This is a genomic window from Neisseria zoodegmatis (genome assembly GCF_900187305.1).
Classification (GTDB): Bacteria; Pseudomonadota; Gammaproteobacteria; order Burkholderiales; family Neisseriaceae; genus Neisseria; species Neisseria zoodegmatis.
This window is the reverse complement of sequence record NZ_LT906434.1, coordinates 17,023-34,907: the sequence shown is the minus strand read 5'-3', so window position 1 is coordinate 34,907 and position 17,885 is coordinate 17,023. Positions and strand designations below refer to the sequence as shown.

General features: G+C 50.2%; 10 protein-coding genes and 1 tRNA gene. 7 read left to right on the top strand and 4 right to left on the bottom strand.

The window, feature by feature from the left end; genetic code table 11:
- Nucleotides 1–2 precede the first annotated feature (2 nt).
- The 3 genes from rplL (at nt 3) to rpoC (ending at nt 9,087) form a co-directional block, all read left to right on the top strand.
- On the top strand, nt 3–374 hold the full coding sequence (rplL, locus tag CKV66_RS00120) for a 50S ribosomal protein L7/L12 (protein WP_054599430.1): 372 nt from the start codon (nt 3–5) through the stop codon (nt 372–374).
- 236 nt (nt 375–610) lie between these two features.
- Complete coding sequence (gene rpoB, locus CKV66_RS00115) at nt 611–4,789, top strand: DNA-directed RNA polymerase subunit beta (protein WP_085363448.1); 4,179 nt, start codon at nt 611–613, stop codon at nt 4,787–4,789.
- 119 nt (nt 4,790–4,908) lie between these two features.
- Nucleotides 4,909–9,087, top strand: coding sequence for a DNA-directed RNA polymerase subunit beta' (gene rpoC / locus CKV66_RS00110; protein ID WP_085363449.1), 4,179 nt, complete (start codon nt 4,909–4,911; stop codon nt 9,085–9,087).
- A gap of 580 nt (nt 9,088–9,667) precedes the next feature.
- Here the strand turns inward: rpoC and CKV66_RS00105 are convergent.
- Nucleotides 9,668–9,743 (bottom strand) — tRNA-Lys (locus CKV66_RS00105).
- Between the two features lie 187 nt (nt 9,744–9,930).
- Between CKV66_RS00105 and CKV66_RS00100 the strand changes: the two genes are divergently transcribed.
- The 3 genes from CKV66_RS00100 (at nt 9,931) to CKV66_RS00090 (ending at nt 13,419) form a co-directional block, all read left to right on the top strand.
- Nucleotides 9,931–10,329, top strand: coding sequence for a hypothetical protein (locus CKV66_RS00100; protein ID WP_085363450.1), 399 nt, complete (start codon nt 9,931–9,933; stop codon nt 10,327–10,329).
- Between the two features lie 262 nt (nt 10,330–10,591).
- Entirely contained in the window at nt 10,592–12,751 is a 2,160-nt protein-coding gene (yccS, locus tag CKV66_RS00095; protein ID WP_085363451.1) for a YccS family putative transporter, read from the top strand.
- Nucleotides 12,752–12,924: 173 nt separating this feature from the next.
- Entirely contained in the window at nt 12,925–13,419 is a 495-nt protein-coding gene (locus tag CKV66_RS00090) for a GlcG/HbpS family heme-binding protein (protein ID WP_085363452.1), read from the top strand.
- A 245-nt stretch (nt 13,420–13,664) separates the two neighbouring features.
- Here CKV66_RS00090 and miaB read toward each other — a convergent pair whose 3' ends face one another.
- Nucleotides 13,665–14,984 carry a tRNA (N6-isopentenyl adenosine(37)-C2)-methylthiotransferase MiaB gene (miaB, locus tag CKV66_RS00085; protein WP_085363453.1) on the bottom strand — a complete coding sequence of 440 codons (1,320 nt, stop codon included), beginning with the start codon at nt 14,982–14,984 and terminating at the stop codon, nt 13,665–13,667.
- A 21-nt stretch (nt 14,985–15,005) separates the two neighbouring features.
- Nucleotides 15,006–15,386, bottom strand: a complete 381-nt coding sequence (locus CKV66_RS00080) for a hypothetical protein (RefSeq protein WP_231990494.1) — start codon at nt 15,384–15,386, stop codon at nt 15,006–15,008.
- Between the two features lie 276 nt (nt 15,387–15,662).
- Between CKV66_RS00080 and CKV66_RS00075 the strand changes: the two genes are divergently transcribed.
- Nucleotides 15,663–17,135 (top strand): protein adenylyltransferase SelO, encoded by a 1,473-nt coding sequence (locus CKV66_RS00075; RefSeq protein WP_085363455.1) that lies wholly within the window; start codon nt 15,663–15,665, stop codon nt 17,133–17,135.
- A gap of 110 nt (nt 17,136–17,245) precedes the next feature.
- Here the strand turns inward: CKV66_RS00075 and CKV66_RS00070 are convergent, their stop codons facing one another.
- Entirely contained in the window at nt 17,246–17,854 is a 609-nt protein-coding gene (locus CKV66_RS00070; protein WP_231990493.1) for a YdcF family protein, read from the bottom strand.
- Between the last annotated feature and the right edge of the window lie 31 nt (nt 17,855–17,885).

Here is a 17,885-nt window from a genome sequence, read left to right as displayed (position 1 = left end):
GCATGGCTATTACTAAAGAAGATATCTTAGAAGCAGTTGGTTCTTTGACCGTTATGGAATTGAATGACCTGGTTAAAGCATTTGAAGAAAAATTCGGCGTTTCTGCAGCAGCTGTTGCTGTTGCTGGTCCTGCAGCGGGTGGTGCAGCTGCAGCTGAAGAGAAAACTGAATTTGATGTAATCTTGGCTTCTGCCGGTGATCAAAAAGTAGGTGTGATTAAAGTTGTTCGCGCTATTACTGGCTTGGGCTTGAAAGAAGCTAAAGATATGGTTGACGGCGCGCCTAAGACTGTTAAAGAAGGTGTTTCTAAAGCTGAAGCTGAAGATATCCAAAAACAATTGGAAGAAGCCGGCGCTAAAGTCGAAATCAAATAATTCCATTTTAAAGAAAAGGCTGGCAGTTTTCTGCCAGCCTTGTTTTGCTTATTTGTAAGCTAATTTTGAATATTTACGTATATTTTCAATTAAAAAATTTATAAATGTTAATAAATGTAAATATTTAATCTATCTTGCTGTTTGATCAAAATACATTTGTTTTGTTATTTCACTTTCACATAAGTATCAAATTTTTTTGTTTTACACAATAATCTCCCTATCTTGGAGTTTCTTTTATGAGTTATTCTTTTACCGAGAAAAAACGTATCCGTAAGAGTTTTGCTAAACGTGCCAATGTATTGGATGTGCCGTTTCTCTTGGCAACTCAATTGGATTCTTATTCTAAATTTTTACAGTTAGGCAAGTCTTTTGATCAGCGTAATGACGAGGGTCTTCAAGCTGCTTTTAATTCTATTTTCCCGATTGTGAGTCACAATGGTTATGCTCGATTAGAGTTTGTTCACTATGTTTTGGGTGAACCATTGTTTGATATTCCTGAATGTCAACTTCGTGGTATTACATACGCTTCTCCTTTGCGTGCACGTATCCGTTTGGTCATACTGGATAAAGAATCTTCCAAGCCTACGGTAAAAGAAGTTCGTGAAAACGAAGTATATATGGGTGAAATTCCATTGATGACGCCGAGTGGGTCATTTGTCATTAATGGTACCGAGCGTGTGATTGTGTCTCAATTACACCGTTCTCCCGGTGTTTTCTTTGAACATGACCGCGGTAAAACGCATTCATCAGGCAAATTGTTGTTCTCGGCTCGAATCATTCCTTACCGTGGATCTTGGCTTGACTTTGAGTTTGACCCCAAAGACTTATTGTATTTCCGTATTGACCGTCGTCGTAAGATGCCCGTATCTATCCTATTGAAAGCTTTGGGATATGATAACGAAAAGATTTTGGATACTTTCTATGATAAAGAAACGTTCTATCTTTCGAAAGATGGCGTTCAAACAGATTTAATTGCAGGCCGTCTGAAAGGGGAGACTGCGAAGCTCGATATCGTAGATAAAGAAGGTAATGTATTGGTTGCGAAAGGCAAGCGCATTACGGCTAAGAATATTCGCGATATCAGCAATGCAGGTTTAACCCGCTTGGATGTTGATCCTGAAACTTTGTTAGGCAAAGTTTTGGCTAGAGATTTGATCGTTCCTGATACTGGTGAAGTGTTGGCGACCGCCAACGAAGAGATTACCGAAGAGTTGTTGGCTAAACTTGATATTCATGGTGTTGAAAAAGTAGAAACCCTGTATATCAACGAGTTAGATCAAGGTGGCTATATTTCCAACACTCTGCGTACGGATGAAACTGCCGACCAGCAGGCTGCGCGTGTGGCCATTTACCGTATGATGCGCCCGGGCGAACCTCCTACCGAAGAAGCTGTGGAGTTGCTGTTCAATCGCTTGTTCTTCAATGAAGACAGCTACGATTTGTCACGTGTAGGCCGTATGAAATTCAATACACGTACTTATGAACAAAAATTAAGCGATGTTCAAGCTGAATCATGGTACGGACGCTTATTGAATCAAACTTTTGCCGGTGCGGCTGAAAAAGGCGGTTTTGTATTAAGCGTGGAAGATATTGTTGCTTCTATTGCCACTTTGGTTGAATTGCGCAATGGTCATGGCGAAGTGGACGACATCGACCATTTGGGTAACCGTCGTGTGCGTTCGGTGGGCGAATTGGTGGAGAACCAGTTCCGCAGCGGCTTGGCTCGTGTTGAGCGGGCGGTGAAAGAGCGTTTGAATCAGGCGGAATCTGAAAATCTGATGCCTCATGATTTGATTAATGCTAAGCCGGTTTCTGCCGCAATTAAAGAGTTTTTCGGTTCCAGCCAGTTGAGCCAATTTATGGATCAGACTAACCCGCTGTCGGAAATTACCCACAAGCGTCGTGTGTCTGCTTTAGGTCCGGGTGGTTTGACACGTGAACGTGCAGGCTTTGAGGTGCGCGACGTACACCCGACTCACTATGGTCGTGTGTGTCCGATTGAAACACCTGAGGGTCCGAACATCGGTTTGATTAACTCATTGTCTGTTTACGCACGCACCAACGAATACGGTTTCTTGGAAACCCCATACCGCCGTGTGGTGGATGGTAAAGTAACCGATGAAATCGATTATTTGTCTGCTATCGAAGAAGGTCGCTATGTGATTGCACAGGCAAACGCCGAATTGGATTCAGACGGCCGCTTGACCGGTGACTTGATTACCTGTCGTGAAAAGGGCGAAACCATCATGGCTACTGCCGACCGTGTGCAATACATGGATGTAGCGACTGGCCAAGTGGTTTCTGTGGCAGCATCGCTGATTCCTTTCTTGGAGCATGACGATGCGAACCGTGCCTTGATGGGTGCCAACATGCAACGTCAAGCAGTGCCTTGTTTGCGTCCTGAAAAACCGATGGTAGGTACCGGCATTGAGCGCTCGGTAGCCGTAGACTCCGCTACTGCAATTGTTGCCCGTCGTGGTGGTGTTGTGGAATATGTCGATGCCAACCGTATCGTTGTTCGCGTGCACGATGATGAAGCGACTGCGGGTGAAGTGGGTGTGGATATTTACAACTTGGTGAAATTTACCCGCTCAAACCAATCGACCAACATTAACCAACGCCCTGTGGTAAAAGCAGGTGATGTGCTGCAACGCGGCGACGTAGTGGCCGATGGCGCTTCTACCGATTTAGGCGAGTTGGCATTAGGTCAAAACATGACCATCGCCTTCATGCCGTGGAACGGTTACAACTACGAAGACTCGATTCTGATTTCTGAAAAAGTGGCAGCCGATGACCGCTACACTTCTATCCATATCGAAGAATTGAATGTGGTGGCGCGTGATACCAAATTGGGCGCGGAAGACATTACCCGCGATATCCCGAACTTATCCGAGCGCATGCAAAACCGTTTGGACGAATCCGGTATCGTTTATATCGGTGCAGAAGTTGAAGCCGGTGATGTTTTGGTAGGTAAAGTAACGCCTAAAGGCGAAACCCAACTGACACCAGAAGAAAAACTGCTGCGTGCCATTTTCGGTGAAAAAGCATCAGACGTAAAAGATACGTCATTGCGTATGCCTACCGGTATGAGCGGTACGGTTATCGACGTGCAGGTATTTACCCGCGAAGGTATTCAACGCGACAAACGTGCCCAGTCGATTATTGATTCGGAACTGAAACGCTACCGCCAAGATTTGAGCGACCAACTGCGTATTTTCGATAACGATGCTTTCAGCCGTATCGAGCGCATGATTGTCGGCCAGAAAGCCAACGGAGGCCCGCTGAAACTGGCCAAAGGCAGCGACATCACTTCAGAATATCTGGCATCGTTGCCGAGCAAGCACGATTGGTTCGATATCCGTTTGGCCGACGAATCTTTGGCTAAGCAGCTGGAGTTGATCAAAGTCAGCCTGCAACAAAAACGCGAAGAAGCCGATGCCTTGTATGAAGTGAAAAAGAAAAAGCTGACACAGGGCGACGAATTGCAACCCGGCGTACAAAAAATGGTAAAAGTATTCATCGCCATCAAACGCCGCCTGCAAGCCGGTGACAAAATGGCCGGCCGCCACGGTAACAAAGGTGTGGTATCGCGCATTCTGCCGGTGGAAGACATGCCTTATATGGCAGACGGCCGCCCCGTAGATATCGTACTGAACCCGCTGGGCGTACCGTCCCGTATGAATATCGGTCAGATTCTTGAGGTTCACTTGGGCTGGGCGGCAAAAGGTATTGGCGAGCGCATCGACCGCATGTTGGCCGAGCAGCGTAAAGTAGGTGAAATCCGCGAGTTCCTGAATAAACTCTACAACAGCAGCGGTAAGCAGGAAAATCTGGACGAGCTGAGCGATGAAGAAATTTTAGCTTTGGCTGAGAATCTGAAACGCGGAGCCACCTTTGCCTCGCCGGTATTTGACGGTGCTAAAGAAAACGAAATCTACGAGATGCTCGACTTGGCTTATCCGAGCGATGATCCCGAAGTAGAAAAACTCGGCTTCAACAACAGTAAAACCCAAATCACTTTGTATGACGGACGTTCAGGTGAACCGTTCGACCGCAAAGTAACCGTCGGAGTGATGCACTACCTGAAGCTGCACCACTTGGTTGACGAGAAAATGCACGCCCGTTCTACCGGCCCGTACAGTCTGGTTACCCAACAGCCGCTGGGTGGTAAAGCCCAATTCGGTGGCCAGCGTTTCGGTGAGATGGAGGTGTGGGCACTGGAAGCTTACGGTGCCGCCTACACGCTGCAAGAGATGCTGACCGTGAAGTCGGATGACGTTGCCGGCCGTACCAAAATGTATGAAAACATTGTTAAAGGCGAGCACAAAATCGATGCCGGTATGCCTGAATCCTTCAACGTATTGGTTAAAGAGATTCGCTCATTGGGCTTGGATATCGATCTGGAACGTTACTAATATCGGAACCGGTTTTCAGACGGCCTCCAAAACATTGGGGCCATCTGAAAAAAGATTTTCAAATGAACAGGCTTTCTTAATGAGGCCGTCTGAAAACTACCGTTCCACAAGGAGCAAAAATGAATTTGTTAAACTTATTTAATCCGTTGCAGTCTGCCGGCATAGAAGAAGAATTTGATGCGATCAAAATCGGTATTGCATCTCCCGAAACCATCCGTTCATGGTCTTACGGCGAAGTGAAAAAACCGGAAACCATCAACTACCGTACTTTCAAGCCGGAGCGCGACGGTTTGTTCTGCGCCAAAATTTTCGGCCCGGTAAAAGACTACGAATGTTTGTGCGGTAAATACAAACGCCTGAAATTCAAAGGCGTAACCTGTGAAAAATGCGGTGTGGAAGTTACTTTGTCTAAAGTGCGCCGCGAGCGCATGGGCCATATCGAATTGGCCGCACCTGTTGCCCATATTTGGTTCCTGAAATCGCTGCCGTCCCGCTTGGGTATGGTTTTGGATATGACTTTGCGCGACATCGAACGCGTGTTGTATTTCGAAGCCTATGTGGTTACCGACCCGGGTATGACACCGCTGCAACGCCGCCAATTGCTGACTGAAGACGATTATTACGCCAAGTTGGAAGAATACGGCGACGACTTCGATGCCAAGATGGGTGCCGAGGGTATCCGCGAATTATTGCGCAGCTTGGACATTGCTTCAGAGGTAGAAGTGTTGCGTCAAGAGTTGGAATCTACCGGCTCGGACACCAAAATCAAAAAAATCGCCAAGCGTTTGAAAGTATTGGAAGCCTTCCAACGTTCGGGTATGAAACTCGAATGGATGATTATGGATGTGTTGCCGGTGTTGCCGCCTGATTTACGTCCGTTGGTACCGCTGGACGGCGGCCGTTTCGCTACTTCCGATCTGAATGATTTGTACCGCCGCGTCATCAACCGTAACAACCGTTTGAAACGCCTGCTGGAATTGCACGCGCCGGATATTATCGTACGCAACGAAAAACGTATGCTGCAAGAAGCGGTAGATTCGCTGCTGGATAACGGCCGTCGCGGTAAAGCCATGACCGGTGCCAACAAACGTCCGCTGAAATCGTTGGCCGACATGATTAAAGGTAAAGGCGGCCGCTTCCGTCAAAACCTGTTGGGTAAACGTGTCGACTATTCAGGCCGTTCCGTGATTACCGTAGGCCCTTACCTGCGTCTGCATCAGTGCGGTTTGCCGAAGAAAATGGCCTTGGAATTGTTCAAACCGTTTATTTTCCACAAACTGGAAAAACAAGGCTTGGCCTCAACAGTCAAAGCAGCTAAAAAGCTGGTAGAGCAAGAAGTGCCGGAAGTATGGGATATCTTGGAAGAAGTGATCCGCGAACACCCGATCATGCTGAACCGTGCGCCGACTCTGCACCGTTTGGGTATTCAGGCGTTTGAGCCGATTTTGATTGAAGGTAAAGCCATTCAGCTGCATCCGCTGGTTTGTGCCGCCTTCAACGCCGACTTCGACGGTGACCAAATGGCCGTACACGTTCCGTTGAGCTTGGAAGCACAAATGGAAGCACGCACTTTGATGCTGGCCTCCAACAACGTACTGTCTCCCGCCAACGGCGAACCGATTATCGTGCCGTCGCAAGATATCGTATTGGGCTTGTACTACATGACCCGCGACCGCATTAATGCCAAAGGCGAAGGCAGCTTGTTCTCCGATGTAAAAGAAGTGCATCGTGCCTACCACACCAAACAAGTAGAGTTGGGTACGAAAATTACCGTGCGTCTGCGCGAATGGGAGAAAAATGCCCAAGGCGAGTTGGAGCCGGTGGTAAAACGTTATGAAACCACAGTAGGCCGTGCTTTGCTCAGCGAGATTCTGCCTAAAGGCCTGCCGTTCGAATACATTAATAAAGCGCTGAAAAAGAAAGAAATTTCCAAGCTGATTAATGCATCGTTCCGTCTGTGCGGCCTGCGCGATACCGTTATTTTTGCCGACCACTTGATGTATACCGGTTTTGCATTCGCAGCCAAAGGCGGTATCTCGATTTGTGTCGACGATATGGAAATTCCGAAAGAAAAAGCTGCATTGTTGGCCGAGGCGCAAAGCGAAGTTAAAGAAATCGAAGACCAATACCGCCAAGGTTTGGTAACGAACGGTGAGCGTTACAACAAAGTGGTCGATATTTGGGGTCGTGCCGGCGATAAAATCGCTAAAGCGATGATGGACAACCTTTCCAAACAGAAAGTCATTGACCGCGAAGGAAACGAAGTAGACCAAGAATCGTTCAACTCTATTTACATGATGGCCGATTCGGGTGCCCGTGGTTCGGCAGCCCAGATTAAACAGCTTTCCGGTATGCGTGGTTTGATGGCCAAGCCGGACGGTTCGATTATCGAAACGCCGATTACTTCAAACTTCCGCGAAGGCTTGACGGTATTGCAATACTTTATTGCGACCCACGGTGCGCGTAAGGGCTTGGCGGATACCGCATTGAAAACGGCAAACTCAGGTTACTTGACCCGCCGTCTGGTGGACGTTACCCAAGACCTGGTAGTGGTGGAAGACGATTGCGGCACGACTGACGGTTTTGTCATGAAAGCCGTGGTGCAGGGCGGCGATGTAATCGAGCCGCTGCGTGACCGTATTCTCGGCCGTGTTGCTGCCTCAGACGTGGTGGATCCTTCAAGCGGAGAAACTTTGGTTGAAGCAGGTACCTTGTTGAACGAACAATTGGTTGACCTGATTGACCAATCCGGTGTCGATGAGGTTAAAGTCCGCACCCCGATCACCTGTAAAACCCGCTACGGTTTGTGCGCTCACTGTTATGGCCGCGACTTGGCGCGAGGCAAGTTGGTTAATACCGGCGAAGCTGTCGGTGTGATTGCCGCCCAGTCTATCGGTGAACCGGGTACACAGTTGACAATGCGTACTTTCCACATCGGTGGTGCCGCATCTCGTGCCGCCGCCGCCAGCCAAGTGGAAGCCAAATCAAACGGTACCGCACGTTTCAGCAGCCAAATGCGTTATGTTGCCAACAACAAAGGCGAGTTGGTTGTGATCGGCCGTTCGTGCGAAGTGGTGATTCACGACGAAATCGGCCGTGAGCGCGAGCGCCATAAAGTGCCTTACGGTGCCATTCTGTTGGTGCAAGACGGTGCAGCGGTGAAAGCCGGCCAAACCTTGGCTACATGGGATCCGCATACCCGTCCGATGATTACCGAGCATGCCGGTCAAGTACGTTTTGAAAACGTGGAAGAGGGCGTAACCGTTGCCAAGCAAACCGACGATGTAACCGGTTTGTCTACTTTGGTGGTGATCGACGGCAAACGCCGTTCGGCTTCAGCTTCTAAATTGTTGCGCCCGACAGTAAAACTGTTGGATGAAAACGGCGAAGAAGTATGTATGCCGGGCACGACGACTGCCGTGTCTATGGCGTTCCCGGTTGGTGCGGTAATTACCATTCGCGAAGGTCAAGAAGTCGGCAAGGGCGACGTATTGGCGCGTATTCCGCAAGCGTCTTCCAAAACCCGCGATATTACCGGTGGTCTGCCGCGTGTAGCCGAGCTGTTTGAAGCACGCGTACCCAAAGATGCCGGCATGTTGGCCGAAGTAACCGGTACCGTGTCTTTCGGTAAAGAAACCAAAGGCAAACAACGCCTGATTATTACCGATGTGGACGGCGTGGCTTACGAAACACTGATTTCCAAAGAGAAACAGATTCTTGTACACGACGGTCAAGTGGTAAACCGCGGTGAAACCATTGTTGATGGTGCAGTTGACCCGCACGATATTCTGCGTCTGCAAGGTATCGAAGCGTTGGCCCGCTACATCGTCCAAGAGGTGCAAGAGGTTTACCGCCTGCAAGGTGTGAAGATTTCCGACAAGCACATCGAGGTCATCATCCGCCAAATGCTGCGTCGTGTGAATATTGCCGATGCAGGCGAAACCGGCTTTATTACCGGCGAACAGGTAGAGCGTGGCGATGTTGCCTTGGCCAACGAAAAAGCATTGGCCGACGGTAAAGAACCTGCACGCTTTGAAAACGTGTTGTTGGGTATTACCAAAGCTTCGTTGTCTACCGACAGCTTCATTTCAGCTGCATCGTTCCAAGAGACCACACGCGTGTTGACCGAAGCCGCGATTATGGGCAAACAAGACGAGTTGCGCGGTCTGAAAGAAAACGTGATTGTCGGCCGCTTGATTCCGGCCGGTACTGGTTTGACTTACCATCGCACCCGTCGCCAAGCATGGCAGGCACATCACGAAGCCGAAGTAGCCGAGCAGGTTGACGAAGCCGAGTAAAATAAAACGGCTTAAAAGCCAGTACAAAACGCCGACTGTATTTATACAGTCGGCGTTTTTATTTTATCAGTAAAAAAATGGACGCAACCCTCAATAGAGATGCCGGAGTGCTGAAAATAAAAAATCTTAAATACGACGGGGCAAAAGTTTGAATACAGTTACATAAATACTGCTAATGTGCGCGTGATTTTCCTGCTTGAGAAGCCTGCAAAACCGTTTCTGTTTCCTTTGCGGTGTTTATTGCTTGCCATCTTGTATTAACGATGAGTTTTAGTTGATACCAAGTACAGCAATATACTGGCAGGTGCCTGTTGGTAAGCAGTTGCTTATTTGATAAAGAATAAATCTGACGCAGAAACGCGCTTTTAATGATACTGCCAATGCTACAACGGGAATATGGCTGACATTGATCAGAAGGCCGTCTGAAAACGGGCTTTGCTAGTTTCGCTAACAATCTAATCTTTTTCAGACGGCCTTAAATAGAAAAAGCAACGGTGCGGATTCCCGTTGCTTTGGAATGTTTTAAATACCTAAAAACAAAACAGGCCGCAATTGCTTGCGGCCTGTTTTGTTTTTTATCTGGTGGGTCGTGAAGGATTCGAACCTTCGACCAACGGATTAAAAGTCCGCTGCTCTACCAGCTGAGCTAACGACCCGATAAGCTGCACATTTTAGATATAACGGGTTTTTCTGTCAATGGGTATTTGCTTCTTTTTTTGCATCTCAATGTAAAAGAAGAGAATTTATTTATTTTATCTGTTGGGTGACTGTGCTATGATTTTAGCCGTTCCGATGAAATGTATTCGTTGGGCATTAAATAAATATTTAAAAGGATAAACACAGATGAAAAAAATTCTGATCGCTCTTATGGCAGCTGCTGCTTTGGCGGCTTGCTCGCAAGAAACCAAACAAGAAACCAAAGAAGCTGCTCAAGCTGTTGCCTCTGAAGTGAAAACCGACGTTCAAGACGCTAAAGACAAAGCGGCTTCTGCTGTAAGCGGCGCGGTTGAGGCGGCTAAAGAAGCCGGTGCGAAAGCGGAAACTGCTGCTTCCAATGCTGCTGAAGCCGGTAAAGAAGCTGCTGCCGATGCTAAGGCTGCCGCTCAAGATGCAGTAGCTGATGCCAAAGCTGCTGCTAAAGATGCGGCTGCTGATGTTAAAGCTGCTGCCAAAGACGCTGCGGCTGACGTGAAAAATGCCGCTCAAGAAGCCGGCGATAAAGCGAAAGAAGCAACCAAGTAATCTGTGCAGAGAGCGGGCTGTGTCGGCAAGGAAGGTTTAAACCTGCTTTGTTTGGCCAAACGGTTCGTTCGGATACATGATTTTGGGCTGGAAACGCATTTTCAATAAACAACTTTTTGAATGATGTGTTTTTGCTTTCTAAAGTGCAGGCCGTCTGAAAATGTTCAGATGGCCTGTATTGCTTTTCCTGCGTTTGTTACTGCTTTGAATACTGTACAATTTGTGTTCATTAACCGATTGATTATCTTACCGCCAACGTCTTATGCGCACACCTGCTGTTAATCCCAAAGTTATCGCCACCTTGCCGGTGTTTTTTAGCGTGTTCATCGCCACCACGCTGATTTGGTATTTTGATGTGCCCAAGCTGACGACGCCTTTTGTGTTGGGCATCATCGCCGGCGGTTTGGTTGATTTGGATAACCGTTTGACAGGCCGTCTGAAAAATATCGTGATTACTTTGGTGCTGTTTTCGGTTTCTTCGCTTGCGGCGCAGTTCACGCACGGCTCGGGCTTGCCGTTTATTTTGGTGATGACGCTGCTGACTTTTGTGTTCACGCTGCTGGGCGCGGTGGGCTTGCGTTACCGCACGCTGGCGTTTGGGGCGTTGGCGGTGGCAACGTACACCACGCTGGCTTATACGCCGGCGATGCCGTGGTTTGTAAACCCTGTGCTGATTTTATGCGGCACGTTGCTGTATAGCATGATGACTTTGGTGCTGCACATTATTTTTCCCCATCGTCCGGTTCAGGAAAACATGGCTTCGGCTTATGCGGCTTTAGGCGGATATTTGGATGCGAAAGCGGCTTTTTTCGATCCGGACGAGGCGGATTGGTTGGAAAGCCGTCAGATTGACTTGGCGATGAAAAACACGGAAATCATCGAAGTGTTCAATCATTGCCGCAATGCTTTGTTTTACCGTATGCGCGGGCAGCACCGGCATCCGCGCACGATGCGTATGCTGCGTTATTACTTTACCGCGCAGGATATTCACGAGCGCATCAGCTCGGCGCATGTGGATTACCGCGAGTTGGCGGAGCGCTTGAAAAATACCGATTTGATTTTCCGCATCAACCGTTTGCTGGAGCTGCAAGGGCAGGCGTGCCGTGATGTGGCGGAGAGTCTGCGTAGCGGCCATCCTTACCAATACAGCAAACGGCTGGAGCGGGCGATTCAAGGGTGCCGCCAGTCGTTGAAAGTGTATGCGGAAAGGCATAACGGCAGTGAAGTGCATACTTTGCAACGGCTGCTGGAAAACCTGTTTAGCGTCGATTACCAACTCAGCCATATCGAAAGCGGCGATCAGACGGCCGATGAGGGCGCTTCGGACAAAACCCGTATCGCGGCGATGGAGAGCGGCGGTTTGCGCAATGTGTGGCGGACGGTGCGCAGCCAGCTTAACTTTGAATCCGCGGTGTTTCGGCATGCAGTACGCTTGGCGATTGTGGTGTTTACGGCGTGCAGTATCGTAGAGATTTTTCATCTGCACATGGGTTATTGGATTTTGCTGACCGCTTTGTTTGTTTGCCAGCCCAACTATTCGGCCACCAAAAGCCGTATTTATCAACGTATCGCCGGTACGCTTTTGGGCGTGGTGGTCGGCTCGCTCGTGCCATACTTCACGCCGTCTGTGGAAACCAAATTGTGGATTGTGCTGGCGGCCACCACGCTGTTTTTCTTTTTCCGCACCAATAAATACAGTTTTTCCACGTTTTTCATTACCGTGCAGGCGTTGACGGCAATGTCGCTGGCGGGTGAGGATGTGTTTGCGCTCACATGGACGCGCTTTACCGATACCCTTGCCGGAACGGCGATTGCGTGGGTGGCGGTCAGCTATTTGTGGCCGGACTGGCGTTATCTGACTCTCAGCCGTACCGCCGGAAAAGCGGTCAACCGCAACGGCCAGTATCTGCGCCATATTCTCGGCCAGCTTCAAACCGGCGGTTCCGACGACGTTGCCTACCGCGTGGTGCGCCGCCAAGCGCATGAAGCTGCCGCCGCATTAAGCAGCACCTTATCAGACATGAGCGGAGAGCCGGAAAAATACGGCAGCAAACTGCAAGACGGTTTCAACCTACTCAAACTCAGCTACGCCCTCATCGGCTATATTTCCGCACTCGGCGCCTACCGCAGCCAGATGGTCGGCGGCTGTGCGCCCGAATTTACCGCAGGCTTTTTCCAAACCGCCAACCAAATTGCGGATATGTTGGAAACGCTTGCGACTGCTTCGCCGGAAGCTTTTCAGACGGCCTTAGCTCAGATCAAGCAGGGTTTGCAGCATTTGCACGGCTTGATTGGCGAAGATAGGCAGAGCAGTATTTTGTGGCAGCAGTTGAGCCTGATTGCCCGCCAGCTTGACCCTTGCTACACCGCTTTGCACGGCAGCGTCGAAGGCACTCCCGCCGTGTCGGCGCAAGCCGTGTAATCTGCGTCAGGGAAGAGGGCGGTTGGTTTGCTTTTAGGTTGTTGATAGAGAAATTCAGACGGCCCCGGCAACTCTGATAACGGTCAAAATAATCTGCGGCAACGGTTGACCCTGCTAAAAAAAGGGTTTTAAATCAAAAGTGAACATTGTCGTTCACTTATGAGGAGAAAAATATGCGTTACCCTAAAGCGGCAGTATTGTTGTTCTCATTGTTGTTCAGCGGCTCGGCATTATCGGCGGGCTTAACCAAAACCCTACCGGGCGATCTGACCTTGAATCAAGCGCAAGCGGTGGTTCAGACGGCTTTGAAGAAAGCGGAAGCCATCAAAGTACCGATGAATATCGCCGTGTTGGATGCTGGCGGCAATCTGAAAGCGTTTGCACGGATGGATGATGCGTTTTTGGGCAGTATCGATATTGCCGAACGCAAAGCCCGCACGGCGCGCTATTTCAATATGTCCACCCGCGACTTGGGCAAAGCGTCGCAGCCCGGGCAGCCGCTTTACGGTATCGAAGTGACCAACGGCGGTTTGGTGATTTTCGGCGGCGGCGAATTGCTCACCGATAAAAAAGGTACCATCGTTGGCAGCATCGGCGTGAGCGGCGGCACGGTGGAAGAAGATGAAACGGTGGCCAAAGCCGGTGCTAAAGCTTTACATGGTCGTTGATTGAGTTGTGATAACGGTAGAGGCTGTCTGAAAGATTTTCAGACGGCCTCTTGTTTGATGCTTGCTGTAAACGATGATTACGATTCGGCAGTTATGGCTGTGAAAATGAAGTTTTTATACAAGGCGGCGAGCCGCAGACAGTACAGATAGTACGGAATTGATTTTGTTGCCGCTTCAGCGGCTTACAAAATCGTTCTCTTTGAGCTAAGGCGAGCCAACGCAGTATAAAAGATTCAGTTTCATAGCTATACGATTTCTCCGCGCAGAGAGAAAGTGTAGGCCTCGGTAATCTTCAAATCCACCATCTCATTGATCAAACGCGGATTGCCGGTGAAGTTCACCACACGATTGTTGGCGGTGCGCGCTTGCAGTTGGTCGGGGTCTTTTTTGGAAATACCTTCCACCAAGCAGCGTTGCACCGTGCCGAGCATGCTTTGGTTGATGCGGGCGGTTTCGGCTTCGATTACTTCGTTCAAGGCTTCCAAGCGGCGCACTTTCTCTTCATGCGGCGTGTCGTCGGGCAGGTTGGCGGCCGGCGTGCCGGGGCGAGGGCTGTAAATGAAGACGAAGCTTAAATCGAAGGCAATGTCTTTCACCAGTTTCAACGTTTGCTCGAATTCGCGTTCGGTTTCGCCGGGGAAGCCGACGATAAAGTCGGAGCTCAGACACAAATCGGGGCGGATGGCGCGCAGTTTGCGGATGATGGATTTATATTCCAGTGCGGTATAGCCGCGTTTCATCGCGCTCAACACGCGGTCGGAGCCGCTTTGCACCGGTAAATGCAGGTGTGATACCAGCTTGGGCAGGTCGCGGTAGCATTCGATAATCGCATCGGAGAACTCGCGCGGATGGCTGGTGGTGAAACGCATGCGCTCGATGCCGGGGATTTCGTGAACGATACGCAGCAGGGTGGCGAAGTCGCAGGTTTCACCGTCGTCCATTGCGCCGCGGTAGGCGTTGACGTTTTGTCCCAACAGATTGATTTCTTTCACACCTTGCTGGGCGAGGTTGGCAATTTCGGTAAGCACGTCGTTTAACGGGCGCGAAAACTCTTCGCCGCGGGTGTAGGGCACCACGCAGAAGCTGCAATATTTCGAGCAGCCTTCCATAATCGATACGAAAGCGGAACCGCCTTCCACGCGAGCCGGCGGCAGGTGGTCGAATTTTTCGATTTCGGGGAAAGAAATATCCACTTGCGAGAGGCCGGTGGTTTCTTTATCGACGATCATTTGCGGCAGGCGGTGCAGGGTTTGCGGGCCGAATACCACATCTACATAAGGCGCGCGTTTCACAATCGCTTCGCCTTCCTGAGAGGCAACGCAGCCGCCCACGCCAATGATTAAATTGGGATTTTTCGCTTTCAGCGGTTTGATGCGGCCTAAGTCGGAAAACACTTTTTCCTGCGCTTTTTCGCGCACGGAGCAGGTGTTGAACAGAATGATGTCGGCTTCTTCGGCTTCGCTGACTTGCACGAGGTCGTCTCCTTCGGCAAGCACGGACAGCATTTTTTCGCTGTCATACTCGTTCATTTGGCAGCCGAAAGTGCGGATAAATACTTTTTTCATGTTGTGTGGATAGGGAAATAATTATGGTTGGAGGGCGGCGGCACGTTGTTTGAAGGCTTTTTGCTCGCTGTCGGTCAGCACCCAGATTTCGCTGATATTGCCGGAATCGTCACGGCGCACGGCGACGGTTTTGCCGATGTGGCCCACTAATCTGCCGCGCACGATGAAGCGGTTGCGTTCGTCTTTGATGCGCAGGTCGTGTGTGGTGTTGAAGGCGGAAACGTTGTTATCCAGCCAGCCCAGCGTGAGGATTTTCAGCCACGGAAAACCGCCGTTGCTCAACACAACTTGCGGATAATTTACCTGCTTCAATACGGCAACATCCATATCGGCGGGAACGGTGCGTTGCGCCCAAGTTAGGGAAGAACACAATAAAATCAAAAGGGTAAAAAACTTGCGCATGATGGTTTTTCTTATATCTGAGTGAGTAGGACAGCCGCGGATTATAGCACAGCACGCTTTTGAACGTAGGCGGTTTGTTGTTTTTAATAGGATTTTTTACAGATGGTGTCGTTGAGGCCGTCTGAAAATGAGGCCGTCTGAAAAATAGGGAGTGCGATCGAAAGCTTTCATGCTTGATCAACTTCAAGCACCGCGCTGCCGGGTTAGCGGCATGAGGATTGTTTGAAAACGCAGCTTGGCGTATTCTTGCGCGACGATACTGATAAGGAAAAACACATGCCGCACACACTTCCTCTGCACATCCAAGCGTTTTCAGAGCTGCCGGAGGCTTTTTACAGTCGCGTCCGCACCGAGCCTTTGGGCGAACCGTATTGGGTGGCGCAAAATCATGTTTTGGCGGAAGAAATGGGCTTGAGGCCGTCTGAAATTTTCGATAACGCCGACAATCTGCTTTATCTGGCCGGCAGTGCCAAACAATATGATCCTGCGCCGATAGCCTCGGTGTACAGCGGCCATCAGTTCGGCGTGTATGTGCGCCAGCTGGGAGACGGTCGCGCGGTGTTAATCGGCGGTTCGGCCGGTTCAGACGGCCTTTCGTGGGAATGGCAGCTTAAAGGCGCAGGCAAAACGCCTTATTCGCGCTTCGCCGACGGCCGTGCCGTGTTGCGCTCCAGCATCCGCGAATATCTGTGCTCGGAAGCCATGCACGGCTTGGGCATTCCTACTACGCGCGCGCTGGCGATTACGGGCAGCAACGATGCCGTTTACCGCGAAGAAGCCGAAACGGCGGCAGTGGTTACGCGCATTGCGCCGAGTTTTATCCGTTTCGGCCATTTTGAATACATGTATCACACCGGCCAACATCATAATCTGCCCGTGTTGGCCGATTTTCTGATTGACCACCACTTCCCCGAATGCCGCGAAGCAGACCAGCCTTATTTGGCCTTGTTTGAAACCGTTTCCCGCCGTACCGCCGAGCTGGTGACCGCATGGCAGAGCGTCGGCTTTTGCCACGGCGTGTTGAACACCGACAATATGTCGGCTCTAGGGCTGACTATCGACTACGGCCCGTTCGGTTTTCTCGATGCTTACGACCGCCGCCATGTCTGCAACCATTCCGACACCGGTGGCCGCTATGCCTACAACGAGCAGCCGTATGTGGTGCATTGGAACTTGTCGCGCTTTGCCTCGTGCCTGCTGCCGCTGGTGTCGCAAGACGATTTGGTGGCAGAGTTGGAACGTTTCCCCGATATTTTTCAGACGGCCTATCTGCAAAAAATGCGCGCGAAACTCGGTTTGCAAACGCAAGAAAAAGGCGACGACGAGCTGATTGCCGATATGTTTACCGCCCTGCAAAGCCGCAAAGTCGATTTCACGCTGTTTTTCCGATACTTGAGCGAAGTGGGCAATGTCCACGGCGAACCGTTGCCCGAAAAGCTGTTGGCACTGTTTCACGGCCCCACCGAAGCGTTTACCGCGTGGATAGGCCGTTACCGCGGCAGGCTGCGGGCGGAAAACAGCAACCCCGCCGAACGCGCCGAACGGATGAATGCCGTCAACCCGCTGTATGTGTTGCGAAACTATCTGCTGGAGCAGGCGATACAGTTGGCAAAAAGCGGCGACTTCCGCGAAATCGAGCGCCTGCACCGCTGTATGCAGAATCCGTTTGTCGAGCGCAAAGAGTTTGCCGATTTTGCCGAACTACCGCCGCAATGGGCGGAAGGGATTTGTGTGAGTTGTTCGAGCTGATATCGGGTTGATGTCGGGTTGTGAAAGGCCGTCTGAAAAAGTTTTTTTTCAGACGGCCTTTGTTGTGATGTTTCAGATTTGGCTGACGGGCTTATGATGCGCCGGATGAATCACTCCGGAGTCATGAAATAAGCTTTGATCCAAGCCAAGCTTTCGCGCACGATTTTGCGCAGATAGCCGGTGCTTTCATCGTCGCATTCAACTTTACCCGAATACGCCTGAATGGTTTTGCTGTCGTGCCATTGGCGGCGCGCGAGCCATGAGGCGCGTTTGAGATGGTAATCGGCAGTTACAAGCACCACGCTCGAATTGTTGGACAATGGAATCGAGCTGAAGAGGATGTTTTCATAGGTGTTTTCCGACTTGCCTTCCGTGAGGATGTGCGACTCAGGCACGCCCATTTCTACCGCCATCGCTTTCATGTGTTGGGCTTCGTTGCTGCCGTCGCTGTCGGTGCCGCCGCTTACCACCAGCTTCGGCACTTTGCCCGCATGATACAGCTCCGCACCGGCAGCCACGCGCGAACGCAGGCAGGGATTGGGTTTGCCGTTTTTATAAACAGAATTGCCCAGCACCAGCGCAGCATCGGCAGGTTGGATTTCATCTACGGTAATATAACGGAAGGATAAAGCCGATACATGCACCCACATCAGCAGTATCAGCCAGATAACCACCAATGCCACAGGCACATAAACAAACATAATACGTTTTTTACTCATGCATATCAGAAAAGACAGGTTGATGACTGTT

Excerpts from the sequence above, each read along its gene's own strand:
- rplL (WP_054599430.1), top strand. The coding sequence starts at position 3 with ATGGCTATTACTAAAGAAGATATCTTAGAAGCAGTTGGTTCTTTGACC.
- rpoB (WP_085363448.1), top strand. The coding sequence starts at position 611 with ATGAGTTATTCTTTTACCGAGAAAAAACGTATCCGTAAGAGTTTTGCT.
- rpoC (WP_085363449.1), top strand. The coding sequence starts at position 4,909 with ATGAATTTGTTAAACTTATTTAATCCGTTGCAGTCTGCCGGCATAGAA.
- CKV66_RS00100 (WP_085363450.1), top strand. The coding sequence starts at position 9,931 with ATGAAAAAAATTCTGATCGCTCTTATGGCAGCTGCTGCTTTGGCGGCT.
- yccS (WP_085363451.1), top strand. The coding sequence starts at position 10,592 with ATGCGCACACCTGCTGTTAATCCCAAAGTTATCGCCACCTTGCCGGTG.
- CKV66_RS00090 (WP_085363452.1), top strand. The coding sequence starts at position 12,925 with ATGCGTTACCCTAAAGCGGCAGTATTGTTGTTCTCATTGTTGTTCAGC.
- miaB (WP_085363453.1), bottom strand. The coding sequence starts at position 14,984 with ATGAAAAAAGTATTTATCCGCACTTTCGGCTGCCAAATGAACGAGTAT.
- CKV66_RS00080 (WP_231990494.1), bottom strand. The coding sequence starts at position 15,386 with ATGCGCAAGTTTTTTACCCTTTTGATTTTATTGTGTTCTTCCCTAACT.
- CKV66_RS00075 (WP_085363455.1), top strand. The coding sequence starts at position 15,663 with ATGCCGCACACACTTCCTCTGCACATCCAAGCGTTTTCAGAGCTGCCG.
- CKV66_RS00070 (WP_231990493.1), bottom strand. The coding sequence starts at position 17,854 with ATGAGTAAAAAACGTATTATGTTTGTTTATGTGCCTGTGGCATTGGTG.